Origin of the sequence: Enterobacter sp. ODB01, assembly GCF_001623605.1 — a bacterium.
In the GTDB taxonomy this organism is placed as follows: Bacteria; Pseudomonadota; Gammaproteobacteria; order Enterobacterales; family Enterobacteriaceae; genus Enterobacter; species Enterobacter kobei.
Map to the genome: position 1 here is coordinate 2,015,890 of NZ_CP015227.1, position 13,701 is coordinate 2,029,590.

At 56.2% G+C, this 13,701-nt stretch carries 15 protein-coding genes and 1 pseudogene; 4 read left to right on the forward strand and 12 right to left on the reverse strand.

The features are described 5' to 3' along the window. Positions 1-89: 89 nt before the first annotated feature. The 7 genes and pseudogenes from A4308_RS21760 to A4308_RS09620 all read right to left on the reverse strand — a co-directional run bounded on the left by A4308_RS21760 (position 90) and on the right by A4308_RS09620 (position 4,583). A complete protein-coding gene (locus tag A4308_RS21760) occupies positions 90-338 on the reverse strand; it encodes a GNAT family N-acetyltransferase (protein ID WP_071852621.1) in 249 nt (82 codons plus the stop codon). 329 nt (positions 339-667) lie between these two features. Then, the gene (locus tag A4308_RS09600) at positions 668-1,258 is read right to left on the reverse strand and encodes a hypothetical protein (protein WP_023332319.1); all 591 of its coding nucleotides are present in this window, start codon (positions 1,256-1,258) and stop codon (positions 668-670) included. A gap of 130 nt (positions 1,259-1,388) precedes the next feature. After that, positions 1,389-1,808: a helix-turn-helix domain-containing protein gene (locus tag A4308_RS09605; protein WP_023332320.1), complete on the reverse strand. Its 420-nt coding sequence runs from the start codon at positions 1,806-1,808 to the stop codon at positions 1,389-1,391. Further along, positions 1,805-2,120 (reverse strand): annotated as a pseudogene (locus tag A4308_RS22745) (type II toxin-antitoxin system HigB family toxin). The gene A4308_RS09605 and the pseudogene A4308_RS22745 overlap by 4 nt, the downstream one beginning before the upstream one ends. A gap of 72 nt (positions 2,121-2,192) precedes the next feature. Continuing rightward, positions 2,193-2,744 carry a GNAT family N-acetyltransferase gene (locus A4308_RS09610; protein WP_071890814.1) on the reverse strand — a complete coding sequence of 184 codons (552 nt, stop codon included), beginning with the start codon at positions 2,742-2,744 and terminating at the stop codon, positions 2,193-2,195. Positions 2,745-2,954: 210 nt separating this feature from the next. Beyond that, entirely contained in the window at positions 2,955-3,410 is a 456-nt protein-coding gene (locus A4308_RS09615; protein ID WP_045281651.1) for a hypothetical protein, read from the reverse strand. A gap of 291 nt (positions 3,411-3,701) precedes the next feature. Further along, entirely contained in the window at positions 3,702-4,583 is an 882-nt protein-coding gene (locus A4308_RS09620) for a LysR family transcriptional regulator (protein WP_014882916.1), read from the reverse strand. Positions 4,584-4,688: 105 nt separating this feature from the next. Here A4308_RS09620 and budA point away from each other — a divergent pair, with 105 nt between their 5' ends. The 4 genes from budA (at position 4,689) to A4308_RS09640 (ending at position 8,557) form a co-directional block, all read left to right on the forward strand. Then, on the forward strand, positions 4,689-5,468 hold the full coding sequence (budA, locus tag A4308_RS09625; protein ID WP_014882917.1) for an acetolactate decarboxylase: 780 nt from the start codon (positions 4,689-4,691) through the stop codon (positions 5,466-5,468). Positions 5,469-5,526: 58 nt separating this feature from the next. Beyond that, on the forward strand, positions 5,527-7,161 hold the full coding sequence (alsS, locus tag A4308_RS09630; RefSeq protein ID WP_230278589.1) for an acetolactate synthase AlsS: 1,635 nt from the start codon (positions 5,527-5,529) through the stop codon (positions 7,159-7,161). A gap of 20 nt (positions 7,162-7,181) precedes the next feature. After that, complete coding sequence (locus A4308_RS09635) at positions 7,182-7,952, forward strand: (S)-acetoin forming diacetyl reductase (protein ID WP_014882919.1); 771 nt, start codon at positions 7,182-7,184, stop codon at positions 7,950-7,952. A 131-nt stretch (positions 7,953-8,083) separates the two neighbouring features. Then, on the forward strand, positions 8,084-8,557 hold the full coding sequence (locus A4308_RS09640) for a cold-shock protein (RefSeq protein ID WP_014882920.1): 474 nt from the start codon (positions 8,084-8,086) through the stop codon (positions 8,555-8,557). Between the two features lie 108 nt (positions 8,558-8,665). On the opposite strand, the gene A4308_RS09645 is transcribed toward A4308_RS09640, so the two are convergent. From A4308_RS09645 to A4308_RS09665, 5 genes are all read right to left on the reverse strand, one after another. Then, entirely contained in the window at positions 8,666-9,370 is a 705-nt protein-coding gene (locus tag A4308_RS09645; protein ID WP_045281649.1) for an ABC transporter ATP-binding protein, read from the reverse strand. Further along, positions 9,357-10,193 (reverse strand): ABC transporter ATP-binding protein, encoded by an 837-nt coding sequence (locus A4308_RS09650; RefSeq protein WP_014882922.1) that lies wholly within the window; start codon positions 10,191-10,193, stop codon positions 9,357-9,359. Before A4308_RS09650 ends, A4308_RS09645 begins: the two co-directional genes overlap by 14 nt. Continuing rightward, positions 10,186-11,019: an ABC transporter permease gene (locus tag A4308_RS09655; RefSeq protein WP_045281648.1), complete on the reverse strand. Its 834-nt coding sequence runs from the start codon at positions 11,017-11,019 to the stop codon at positions 10,186-10,188. The genes A4308_RS09650 and A4308_RS09655 overlap by 8 nt, the downstream gene beginning before the upstream one ends. Then, positions 11,019-12,032: an ABC transporter permease gene (locus A4308_RS09660; protein WP_014882924.1), complete on the reverse strand. Its 1,014-nt coding sequence runs from the start codon at positions 12,030-12,032 to the stop codon at positions 11,019-11,021. Before A4308_RS09660 ends, A4308_RS09655 begins: the two co-directional genes overlap by 1 nt. A gap of 97 nt (positions 12,033-12,129) precedes the next feature. After that, complete coding sequence (locus A4308_RS09665) at positions 12,130-13,698, reverse strand: ABC transporter substrate-binding protein (protein WP_014882925.1); 1,569 nt, start codon at positions 13,696-13,698, stop codon at positions 12,130-12,132. Between the last annotated feature and the right edge of the window lie 3 nt (positions 13,699-13,701).

Sequence of the window (13,701 nt, forward strand, 5' to 3'; positions counted from 1 at the left end):
CGGAATTCTTTTTAATAAGCGCCGATTAAATAGCGCGCTTCATCATCACGTAATCGCCAAAGATAACATCTGGCTCCCAGCCATCGTTTTTATAAAACGCAAGGGCAGGCACATTTTTTTTGATAAACACCCAGCTTCAGCGTTTTAATATTTAACGCATTGGCTGCCTGATAAAGTTGCGCCATTATACGTTTAGCCAGGTGTTGTCGGCGATATGACGGAGCAATAGCAATCGTTAACTCAGGACCCGAAATCCCAGGTTTGTCCCCTTCGGGGAAATTCCTGAGCCAGGCAGCCCCTGCTGGAGTTCCGTCTGTGGATTCCGCAATAATACCCACCTCGCCCGCCTCAGGGAAATTTTCTATATATGCATATGAATGGGGAAAATTTCAATATTATCTATGTCAAATGTTTGTTCAGAGGCTATCGTTGCCTCATAAAGCATCTGCACCATAAAAGGGCGATCTTCTGCTGTAATTAATCTAAATCTAAAATCCATTATCAGTATCTTCCATAACGTATTGTACACAATTGGCTTAAGGCGCAAACGATACATGCCATCTGTGATGAGCTCAACGTATAAGAAGGTTATTTACAATCAGCTGGCGGTTTGAGACCAAATGGCATTAGCGTTGCTGATTAACGCTGTAACGTTTTCGTTAGCATCTCACTCCAGCCCTTCAATATTCGACTTAACTGCCTTCAGCGTTCTTTTACGGATCCAGCCGCTGCCTGCCCGAATGACCAGCCAGTAAGCTGTCATTTTTAGCTGAGTGCTTCTGTCGGGACAATAAACAAAGGTTTCCGTGGAGAGCTCATGTTGGCCTGGTGCGCGTTCCGTTACCTGATAGCGCAGCAGCAGCTTTGCTTTACCCGCAGCGACTGGCGTCTGAAAAGCGCTGGCATCTGGCATGTTTTCAAGGTTGAAATCTGTACGCCAGAATTGTCCTCTTAACCCGTAACAGATCTCTGACGCTGATTGGGTCAAAAGGGTAAAACTGTGCAACCCAAAGTTGCTCATCGACCCGGCCTGTTTATTCCGTAATAATTTTTTCGGTATTTGCCGCAAGGACATTAACCGCCGAATCACGGCATCCTGACGGATGTCAAAGTTTGCAATCAACGGCAGAATATTTTCAGGGTGACAAGTGTGGATGACCGTTTGGTGTTTTTCATAAAACTGGAAGTGGGGGAGAAAAGCGGGAACATCCTGCCAGTTAGCAAGCGCTTTGCGGGTAACGAATCCTGGGTTCAGCATCGCTTATCCTTGTCACTCCTTGAGTTCAGGCAGAGTAACAGATGGTGTGCCGCAGGCAATTACCAGGAAAAGGGAGTGGGAAGCGTTACGATGTCATCATTAATTCCCTGTCACCTTAACCTGCTTTCGCTCAATTCCCCACAAACGCGCTCACTGGCAATCCAAAATGCTTCGCCAGCGCGCGCATATGATCCAGCGTTAACGTGCGCTGCCCGTTGAGGATCCGACTCACCAGAGACTTCTTGCCAATCTCATTCTCAAAGTCGCCCTGAGTAAGTTGGTACTGATCCATCAGCGTTCTCAGCTGTGCAACTCCAGATGGAATGCTGGCAAAGCGCGCGTTAAATTCTGCAAACTCCGCAGACTCGTTTTTGTATTTATCGATTTTGGCGGTGAGCAATTCTACCAGCGGGCTATCGGGGTCATGCTCAATTAGATACTCCACAAGTGTCAGCGCATCCTCATAATCTTGTCGCGACGGGCTTGATCCCAGGAAAGGGAGCTCGTTTGTCAGATCATTTGCCGCTTTGATGGCTGCTGCATAATTCATTCTTTCGTTCTGCGGTAGAGGTCCGTGAGCTTGTCACACTCTGCGTGTGTGCTGATGTGTTTGATGACGATCTTTCCCCGCTCAAAATCAGCAAAAACATTATCCGTAAAGGCCAGCCACCTATATCGATGACCTGCCCGTTTTCCCGATACTTCATCCTGTCCAGGTTGGAGAAGCGCTTTCGCATATAGTCTGGTGTCGGTAGTGCTCCATTTTTAGTACCCGATAAAGATCGTTTGCGGCGACTGCTTGATTTGGAAATTGTCTGGTGGCGTGAGTACAAACACAGTATGAGGTGACTGTGAAAGATATGCCCGCTTTGTGCCAGAAGCGGACAAGTCCATATCTGTATGTTAAATCCTCTAATGCATCAGAAAGTGAATGTTAAACGGATGCGTTCACTTCTGAGTGTCTTAACCACTCATTCACTGATATCGAATACAGAAGGCTTGGAGGTGCATCTTTAACATCATGAATCTCTTTGACATATTTTAACCCCGACTTCTGGAGCACTTTCTGTGACGCCATATGATTCTCTCGAACAACAGCTGAAATCTCGGTTAATTTAATACTATCAAATCCAAATTTTATCGCGTATAGGGCAAATTCTGTGGCCAGGCCTTTACCCCAAGCCTCTGTAGATAAGCGATATCCAAGATTATTGATAACAATATCGTCATAATTACGAATCCCCAGCCCGCCAAAACCGATAATTTGATCAGGATTAGTAAGAAGTGAAATTGCCCAGTTTCCAAACCCATGAGCTTGCCAATGGTCGAGCCAGCGATTCATAACCATTTGTGCATGACCAATGTCCGGATATGGTCCCGCAGGATTAAACGTGTTAGTAGCGGGATCACCGTAAATTTTGAATAGATCGTTTACATCTGATGAGATTACAGGCCGAAGGTACAATCGATTTGTTTGAATTATCAACTTTATCTCCTAACGAATCATGCCATCAATATGCTTTATTAGATGGATCCTTTTGATTTAAGCACACTTTACGTGGGAGTAACTGGCGAATACATTGACAGTTATATCCGCTCCTCGCTCTTATCAGACATTCAACAAACAAAATTGCATTTTGCGTAAGGACGACATCCTGTTTTTCATCAAGCAGAACCCGGCCCTTCATCACCTGCCTCAGTGCGCCGTAATATAAGGCTCTTTCACAAACTCCGCCAGCAGCCAGACCATATCATGCAGTAGCCCTGTGAGTTCTTTCGCCACGTTCGCAGGCAACGTCCCACCCATAACCGCCAGCGTTAACGCCACGGCATAGTCCACCTGTAGCGTCGTCTCCTGCCAGCAGTCCGGCACGCAGGAGGTAATCTTTTCTCCTGCAATCAACTGCTCAACCAGATACGAAGGCAATTCGGCATCGCAGCATTCACGCAGCCGTTTCAACGCAGCCAGCAATCGCTTACAGAGTGTGGCAAATGTCACCGCATCGTCAGTGTCCACCAGCACGCTGACATAAGCGGTACAGGCATCGACCAATTCAAAGAGATCCGCAGAATCGGAAATTGAAGTATTGATAAGGTGATGAACTGCGCTTTCTTCACAGAACGCGTAAGAAACTTCAGGGGTAGTAGCCATTTAGCATCCTCATTATCCAAAATAAGTCATGTTATGCTAACGGGTTCCTACGCCCGGTTACGGATGTGCCGCAACGCAGGCACTTTACGACCGTGAAGAAGGGATGAAAAGGGGATGCCCCTGAATTACATAAGGTTGCTTGCAGGTTTGCGAGGCGGCTTCCAGAAGGGCATTGCCGGGTGGCGGCTACGCCTTACCCGGCCTACAAAACCAAAAACCAAACAACCCCCACCCCGACACGAACCGTAGGCCCGTGCAAGCGCAGCGCCGCCGGGCACAGCCGCGCTGCCGCTACCCCTCACTCATCATCGTCAAAAACCGCTTCACCGTCCGCGAACGCTCAAACCGACGCCAGCAGAGCGCGATATCGGTATAAAGTTCCGGTGAGTTCAACGCATGATAGGTGACATTCGGTGGAGAAATGGCCGCCATCGATTTTGGCACCAGCGCGAATCCGCCGCCCGCGGAAACCATGCTCAGCGAAGATGAAAGCTGTGACGCCTGCAGCGCGTGCTGCACGTCGATTCCGGCCCGCTCGCAGTAGCTGTAAACCCTGTCATACAATCCCGGCGCGACCTCCTGCGGGAACAGCACCACCGGTGTATCCCGCAGCTGCTCTAAGGCCAGCGAATCGCTCTCCGCCAGCGGATGGTCGCGATGCAGCGCCACCACCATCGGCTCGCGGTCGAGAATTTTGATTTCAAACATCTTGCTGCTTTCGCACGGCAGGCGCACGAAGGCGATATCCAGTTCACCGTCCGCCAGCATCGTCGTCAGCGACGACATATTCGCTTCTACCTGATGAACCTGCACCGCCATGTTCTGCACCTGAAACTGACGGATTAGCGCGAAAATCTGAGGATGAAAAGCGTCGGAGCTGGTGATGCCTATCGACAGGCTGCCGTTCAGTCCGCGCGCGATGCCGCGCGCTTTCTCCAGCGCGGCGTCGCTCAGCGCCAGGATCTTACAGGCGTCCTCATAGAAGGCTTCTCCCGCCTCGGTCAGCTCTACGCCTCGCGTCAGACGCCTGAACAGCGGGGTGCCCACTTCCTCTTCGAGCCGTTTGATCTGCTGACTCAGAGGTGGCTGTGAAATGCCCAGCGCTTTGGCTGCTTTGGTGAAGTGTCGCTCGCGTGCAACCGCGACAAAATACCGCAGATAACGAAGTTCCATATCTAAAACGTCTCAAACCAGCATGGTTTCTATATTGGAACTCTCTGCTGAATCGGGTCAACATTTATTTAACCTTTCTAAATAAAGTTGAAGAGGACGAGCATGATGATGCATTCATCTGCCTGCGACTGTGAGGCCAGCTTGTGCGAGACCCTGCGTGGGTTCTCCGCCCAGCATCCTGACAGCGTGATCTATCAAACATCGCTAATGAGCGCCCTGCTAAGCGGCGTATACGAAGGTGAGACCACCATCGCCGATCTGCTGGCACACGGTGATTTTGGCCTGGGTACGTTCAACGAACTGGATGGCGAAATGATTGCCTTCAGCAGCCAGGTATACCAGCTGCGTGCCGACGGCAGCGCCCGGGCCGCGAAGCCGGAGCAGAAAACGCCGTTCGCGGTGATGACCTGGTTTCAGCCGCAGTACCGTAAAACCTTTGATACGCCGGTCAGCCGTCAGCAGATCCACGATGTGATCGACCAGCAAATCCCGTCCGATAACCTGTTCTGTGCGTTGCGTATCGACGGTAATTTCCGCCACGCCCACACCCGCACCGTACCGCGCCAGACGCCGCCGTACCGGGCGATGACCGACGTGCTGGATGACCAGCCGGTGTTCCGCTTCAACCAGCGCGAGGGCGTGCTGGTCGGGTTCCGCACCCCGCAGCATATGCAGGGCATTAACGTGGCCGGTTATCACGAGCATTTTATTACTGACGACCGTCAGGGCGGGGGACACCTGCTCGACTATCAGCTTGAGAGCGGTGTGCTCACCTTCGGCGAAATTCACAAGCTCATGATTGACCTGCCCGCCGACAGCGCATTTTTACAGGCCAACCTTCACCCCAGCAATCTGGATGCAGCGATCCGTTCCGTCGAAAACTAACAGGAGAACTACCGTGAACAGTGAGAAACAGTCACGTCAGTGGGCGCATGGCGCCGATATGGTTGTCGGCCAGCTGGAAGCGCAGGGCGTGAAGCAGGTGTTCGGGATCCCGGGGGCGAAAATCGACAAAGTGTTTGACTCCCTGCTGGACTCCTCCATCGAGATCATTCCCGTGCGTCACGAAGCGAATGCGGCGTTTATGGCGGCAGCGGTAGGGCGGTTGACCGGTAAAGCCGGGGTGGCGCTGGTGACTTCCGGTCCCGGCTGTTCCAATCTGATCACCGGCATTGCCACCGCCAACAGCGAGGGCGACCCGGTGGTCGCCCTGGGCGGGGCGGTCAAACGCGCGGATAAAGCGAAGCTGGTGCACCAGAGCATGGACACCGTCGCCATGTTCAGCCCGGTGACCAAATATGCCGTTGAAGTCAGCTCGCCGGACGCGATTGCCGAGGTGGTATCGAACGCGTTTCGCGCTGCCGAGCACGGCAGGCCGGGGGGCGCGTTCGTCAGCCTGCCGCAGGATATCGTCGACCAGCCTGCGACGGGGGCGATTTTACCCACCAGCGGTGCGGCGCTGATGGGTCCGGCACCGGAGTCTGCGATTAACGACGTGGCGAAGCTTATCGAAAACGCTAAAAACCCGGTCATTTTACTTGGCCTGATGGCCAGCCAGCCCGCGAACAGCGATGCCCTGCGTAAGCTGCTGGAGAAAAGCCGTATCCCTGTCACCAGCACCTATCAGGCCGCCGGGGCGGTGAACCAGGAGAACTTTACCCGCTTTGCCGGGCGCGTCGGTCTGTTCAATAACCAGGCGGGCGACCGGCTGCTGCATCTGGCGGATCTGATTATCTGCATCGGCTACAGCCCGGTGGAGTACGAGCCGTCTATGTGGAACAGCGGCGACGCCACGCTGGTGCACATTGACGTGCTGCCTGCCTATGAAGAGCGTAACTACGTGCCGGATCTTGAGCTGGTGGGGGATATCGCCGGAACGCTGAACCTGCTTGCCAGCCGGATCGAGCATAAGCTGGAGCTGAGCCAGCGCGCCTCTGAAATCCTGGTCGATCGTCAGCATCAGCGGGATCTGCTCGATCGTCGCGGCGCCTCGCTCAACCAGTTTGCTCTGCACCCGCTGCGCATCGTGCGAGCCATGCAGGACATCGTCAATAACGACGTGACCCTGACCGTCGATATGGGCAGCTTCCACATCTGGATCGCCCGCTACCTTTACAGCTTCCGCGCGCGTCAGGTGATGATCTCCAACGGCCAGCAAACCATGGGCGTTGCCCTGCCGTGGGCGATTGGTGCCTGGCTGGTGAACCCGGGCCGTAAGGTGGTATCGGTCTCCGGTGACGGTGGCTTCCTGCAGTCGAGCATGGAGCTGGAAACCGCGGTGCGCCTCAACGCCAACGTGCTGCACATCATCTGGGTGGATAACGCCTACAACATGGTGGCGATCCAGGAAGAGAAAAAATACCAGCGCCTTTCCGGCGTCGAGTTCGGCCCGGTCGATTTCAAAGTCTATGCCGATGCCTTCGGCGCGAAAGGCTTTGCCGTGGAGAGTGCTGAAGCGCTCGAACCGACGCTGCGCGCGGCGATGGATGTCGATGGCCCGGCCGTGGTGGCCATTCCCGTCGACTACAGCGATAACCCGCTGCTGATGGGCCAGCTCCATCTCAGCCAGATTTTGTGACTCAATATAAGGACAGAGAAATGCAAAAAGTTGCTCTCGTAACCGGCTCAGGCCAGGGGATTGGTAAAGCGATTGCGCTGCGCCTGGTGAAGGATGGCTTTGCCGTTGCCATTGCCGACTATAACGATGAGACGGCAAGAGCCGTCGCCGATGAAATCATCCGCAACGGCGGCAAGGCTGTCGCCGTGAAGGTGGATGTCTCTGACCGCGAGCAGGTGTTTGCGGCGGTGGAAAAAGCGCGCACCGCGCTGGGCGGATTTAACGTCATCGTTAATAACGCCGGGATTGCGCCGTCCACGCCTATCGAATCCATCACGCCAGAGATTGTCGACAAGGTCTACAACATCAACGTGAAAGGGGTGATCTGGGGTATTCAGGCTGCCATCGACGCGTTCCGCAAAGAGGGGCACGGCGGGAAGATCATCAACGCCTGCTCCCAGGCAGGCCACACCGGCAACCCGGAACTGGCCGTGTACAGCTCCAGCAAGTTCGCGGTTCGCGGCTTAACCCAGACCGCAGCGCGAGACCTTGCTCCGCTGGGCATCACCGTTAACGCCTATTGCCCGGGCATTGTCAAAACGCCGATGTGGGCGGAAATCGACCGTCAGGTCTCCGAGGCGGCGGGCAAACCGCTTGGCTACGGGACGGAAACTTTTGCCAAACGCATCACGCTGGGTCGTTTGTCCGAGCCGGAAGATGTCGCCGCCTGCGTTTCATACCTCGCCGGGCCGGATTCTGATTACATGACCGGCCAATCCTTATTGATTGATGGTGGGATGGTGTTCAACTAAATACTAATAAGCTCTGACATGAGTTTTCCCCTGCCCCCGTGCAGGGGCTTTTTTTTGTCTCCTTAGCCATTGTGCATTACACTGCGCGCTGCAAAACTTTAGTCATTACGATCTGACAGGCGGTAACAGCGATGAACGGAACAATCACAACGTGGTTTAAAGATAAAGGCTTTGGATTTATCAAAGATGAAAACGGCGATAACCGCTATTTTCATGTGATTAAGGTCGCCAACCCTGATCTGATTAAGAAAGATGCGGCGGTGACGTTCGAACCGACGACGAATAACAAAGGCCTTTCCGCTTATGCGGTGAAGGTGATCCCCGAGAGTAAACACCTCTATATTGCGGGCGAGCGCGTGAAGCTCACCTCGATCAAATCCTTCGTGGTGTTCAGCGAAGAAGAGCCGGTTGAAACCAAAATCGACAAAGAAAACGCGGTGCTGTCGGTGGGTCTGCTGATGAACAGCATTAAACCGAAATCCGAGGTAAAATCGGGTGAAATGCGCACCGTGAAGAAGCTGGCGATCACGACCTTCCAGAACACGACGCTGATCTTTACCGAAGATGAAATTGACATTGACGCTACGGTCAAGCTGCTGAAGTGATTTGTTGCCGGGTGGCGGCGATGCCTTACCCGGCCTACGAAAAACCCTCAACGCGGCACGAAACGTAGGCCCGGTAAGCATCGCGCCACCGGGCACAGCCGCACCCGTTTACCCCATCCTGTGCTCGCCCCGTAACATCGCCTCCCGATCAAACACCTTCTGGATCTCCCCGTGTGCCATAAATGCCGCCCGGTCGGACATATGGGCAATCACGTCCGCATCGTGGCTCACAAGAAGATAGGTCATGTCGTGGGCGGCTTTCAGGCGGTTGAGCAGGTTAAGAATTTCCGCCTGCACGGACATATCTAGTGCCGAGGTCGGTTCATCCAGCAGCAGAAGCTGCGGGCGCAACAGCAGGGCACGGGCAATCGCCACGCGCTGACGCTGGCCGCCGGAAAGCTGGTGTGGATAACGTTTCCCCGCATCGGCAGACAGGCCCACCTGTTTAAGCGCATCCGCCACCTTTTCCGCAATCTGCGTTTCGCCATGGATGTTCAACGGCTCCGACAGCGTGCGTGCAATGGTGTGGTTCGGGTGCAAAGACGCCCACGGATCCTGAAACACCATCTGCACGTTGCGACGCAGCGTGCCTTGAAAACGTCGCCCGGGCGTTAACGTCTCTCCCAGTAGCGTAATGTTCCCGCGCCACTCGCGCTGCAGCCCCGCCAGCACGCGCAGAAGGGTCGATTTCCCGCAGCCGGATTCCCCGATCAGGCTGAAGGTTTCGCCTTTCGCGATGATAAAGCTGGCGGCAGAGACCGCCGTCTTTTCCCCGAAGGTGACCTGAACCTGGTTAACCTCAACGAGCGCCATCGTTCGCCTCCTTCCACGGCTGAGAACGGTCGAGCGTCGGCAGCATCTGCCCAAAGGTATTGGCATTTGGCCTGCAGGTCCACAGGGTGCGCGTATACGGATGCGTTGCCTGAGGGAGTTGGCTTGCCGCCATCTCATCTACCTTTTCGCCCTGATACATCACCAGCACGCGGTCGCAGTGTTCCGCCACCAGCGGCAGGTCATGGCTGATTAACAGCATCGCCATCTGGCGCGCTTCACACTGCTGCACCAGCAGTTCGAGGATCTGGTTGCGCAGGCGAGCGTCCAGCGCTGAGGTCGGTTCGTCGGCAATCAGCACCTGCGGGTTGTTGATGAGCGCAATCGCAATCATCACCCGCTGGCCCATGCCGCCGGAAAGTTCGCCGGGATAACGCTGAAGCACATGTTCGCTCAGTCCGACAGCACGAATGATGTCGTGAATGCGCGCCACGCGTTCTGAACGGGGCAGGCGCTGATGCAGCGTGAGCGCCTCGTCAAGCTGAGCGGCAACGCTTTTCACCGGATTGAGCGCGTAGCGCGGGTCCTGCAAAACCATCGCAATCCCGTTGCCGCGCAGCGCTTGCCAGCGGCGGGCGTTCAGGGTCAGCAGATCGTTGCCCAGCACGTTAAGTTGCCGGGCGCTCACCATGCCGGGCTTACGTACCAGCCCCATCAGGGCGCGGGCAGACATCGATTTACCCGAGCCGGATTCACCCACCAGCGCCAGACGCTCGTTGCCAAGCGTAAAGCTCAGGTTGTTGACCACGCGTGCGGCGGGGTAGTCGATATTCAGCGCATCGACGATAACGCGGTGTTCAGTCATGTTGCGGCTCCAGTACGTCACGCAGGCCATCGCCTAGCAGGTTAAAGGCCAGGCTGGCAAACAGAATGGCTCCGCCGGGAATGGCGGCGATCCACCACTGGTCGAAAATCACCTGCATGCCGTCAGCAATCATTGCCCCCCATTCAGCCATTGGCGGACGGGCGCCAAGGCCGAGGAAACCGAGCCCGGCTGCGGCCAGAATAATGCCGGCCAGATCCAGCGCCAGCCGCACAATCGCAGACGGCAGACACAGCGGCAGAATATGGCCGACCAGCAGGCGCGGGCCGCGAATTCCCATCATCCCGGCAGCAGCCAGATAATCACTGTGGCGCAGACGCTGAATTTCACTTCGCGCCTGACGTGCATAAGCAGGCCAGGTGGTTAAGGCCAGCGCCAGCGCGCCGTTGACCAGCCCCGGACCCAGCATCGCCACAAACGCGAATGCAAGGATGAGGCGCGGCATCGACATCACCACGTCGGTAAAGCGCATCAGGAGGCGCTCCATCCAGCCGCCGTAGTAGCCGGACAGGATCCCCACCAGCAGCCCGGTGGGCAGGGTAATGACCGTCACTAAGGCCACCAGCCCGAGCGCCGGACGGGTACCGTAAATCAGGCGCGAGAGCAGGTCGCGCCCGTAGCTGTCGGTGCCGAGCCAGTGCTGGCTATTCGGTGCCTGCAGGCGCGAGGCGGCGTCCTGCCAGTTCGGGTCAACCGGTGCAAGCCAGGGGGCGAACAGGGCGATCACCATCAGCAGCACGATGGCAATCAACCCGCAAAAGGCGGCAGGCGAACGGCGCAGGCGACGTATAAAGAGATAAAACGGCATCAGCGCACCCTGGGATCGGTTGCCTGCACAAGCAGGTCGGTAAGGTTATTGATCAGCACAAAACAGATGCCAATCAGTAGCGTGCCGCCCATGACGGCGGTAGTGTCTCCGGCGAACAGGGCGGTGGTGAGGTAGCGTCCGATGCCTGGCCAGGAGAAGACGGTTTCCGTTAATACCGCACCTTCCAGCATGCTGGTGTAGGCCAGCGCAATCACCGTCAGCAGGGTACTGCGAATGTTCGGCAGCACGTGGCGCAGCAGAATAGTCATCTCCCCGGCCCCCTTGGCGCGAGCGAGCAGGATGTACTCTTTGTTCATTTCGCTCAGACAGGCGGAGCGCGTCAGGCGGGTAATGCTTGCGAGCGAGTAATAGGCCAGCAGCAGCACCGGCAGCACAAGGTGGCTGAGGGCGTTGCGAAACGCCTCGCGATCGCCAGAAAGCCAGGTATCCACCAGCGCAAAGCCGGTGCGTGGTTCGACGGTGAACTGCCAGATGTCATCCAGCCTGCCGGGACCCGCGCTCCACTGCAGCTTCGCGTAGAACAGGGCCAGCATCAACAGGCCAAGCCAGAAAATCGGCACCGAGTTGCCGAGCAGGGTGAGCGTTCTGAGCGTTAAATCAAGCGGCGAACCGGCATAGCGGGCGCACAGCACCCCGGCAATCACGCCGAGCACGGCGCCGATGATTAAGGCCAGCGTAGCCAGTTCGAGCGTGGCGGGAAAAGCGTGCAGCAAGTCCTGCAACACCGGCTGGCCGGTGGCGCTGGCAGTGCCCAGATCACCGTGGGCAAGGTCTTGCAGGTAGTGCCAGAACTGCACGGGCAGGGGGCGATCTAACCCGAGCTGGTGGCGAACCTGATCGTAGGTGGACTGGCTGGCGTGATCGCCGACGATCTGCAGCACGCGATCGACCGGAGAAAATGCCGAGAGCGCAAACGTGACGAGCAGCAGCCCGAAAAGCGTGAGCAGCAGAGTCAGCAGAGCCTGAAGCACGCGGGTGGAAAGATGTGGCATGGGAAATCTCTTCATGCCGGGTGGCGGCTTCGCCTTACCCGGCCTACAAAACCGAGAACACAGGCCGGGTAAGCGCAGCGCCACCCGGCAACAAAGGCTACTTCGTGACGCGATCGTACCAGACCATGTCCGCGTTCAAGCCCTGCTGATATCCCTTCACGTTATCGCGCACCACGATCTGGGTTTTGCCCTGATCGACGAACACATACGGCGAGCTATGTTGCAGCTGTTCCTGCATTTTCTTGTACAGATCCAGACGTTTCGCCGGATCCGGCTCGGCAACCGCCGCCAGCGTGGCTTTGTTAAGCTCGGGAATTTTCCAGCTGTTCAGACCGGCTACGGTACTGGATTTGCCATCGTTCCACGCAAAGGCGCTGGCGTTAGAGTGCGCATCAAAGTAGTCCGGGATCCACAGACGAATCGCCGCCTGATGCTGTTTTGCGCGCACGCGGGCATAGACCTGGCTCCCGGCAGCGGGCAGCAGATCGACCTTCACGCCCCCCTGAGCAAAGCTCGCCTGCATGGACTGGGCGATGGTGATAAACGGCGGCTTGTTCTCCACGTCCAGCGTGAAGTGCGCGTCTTTAATGCCCGCTTTGGCGAGAATTTCTTTCGCCTTAGCTGGGTCAAACGTGAATGGATTCGCTTCCAGCGCGCCCGGCAGACCGACCGGCAGGAAGCTCTGATGCACAAAATACTGGCCTTTCAGCAGGTTTTTGGTAATGCCTTCATAATCAACCAGCCAGCGTGAAGCCTCCCAGAACGCCGGGTTGTTGAGCAGCGGGTTAGCGCTGTTGCCGGTGTTAAACACCAGATAATTTTGCTCGGCGGACGGAATGCTCAGCACCTTCACGCCCGGCTTGCCCTCCAGGGCGCTAATCTGGTCTGCACCCAAATCGCGCGCCACGTCGGCATCACCCTGCTGGATCAGCAGGCGACGGGAAGCCGGATCGGGAACGTTTTTAATGATGATGCTTTTAAGCTTCGGCGCGCCGCCGGGAGCCGATTCGTTGGCTTCCAGCACGATAGCCTGATGCGGCTGATAAACGCGCATTTTGAACGCGCCGCTGCCTGCCGAGTGCATTTTCAGCCAGGCGTTGCCGAAGTCGTTGTCCTTCACGTTCGCCACCACCTGCTTTTCATCGACGATGGAGGCAATCGGCGTGGAGAGAATATTCAGCGCCACCGACGGGCTAACGTCCGCCGTCCAGTGAAGCTGGAGGGTATGGTCATCCACTTTTTTCAGCTGGCTGGCGATGTTGCTCGCGTCCCAGCCCAGCACGTTGAGGATAAACGCCGGGGATTTGTTCAGCGTCACGGCGCGGGTATACGAGAAGATCACGTCTTCCGGGCGCAGTGGGTTTCCGGAAGCGAATTTCGCATCGGGCTTAAGCTTGATGGTCAAGGTTTTTGCTGCCGCGTCGGCTTCCCAGCTTTCCGCCAGAATCGGCGTGATTTTTTCCGGGTTATCGCGGTCCGGTTGCACCAGACGCTGATACAGGCTCGGTACGGTCTGGATGCTGGAGAGCTCGTTGGCTTCGGCCGGGTCGAGGCTTACGATGTCATCAAGCCCCTGGGCAACCACCAGCGTATTCGGCGGAGTAGCGGCGTGGACTGCGTTTGAGAGCGCGGCCAGCACCAGTAACGGCAACAGTTTTTTTGTCATAGC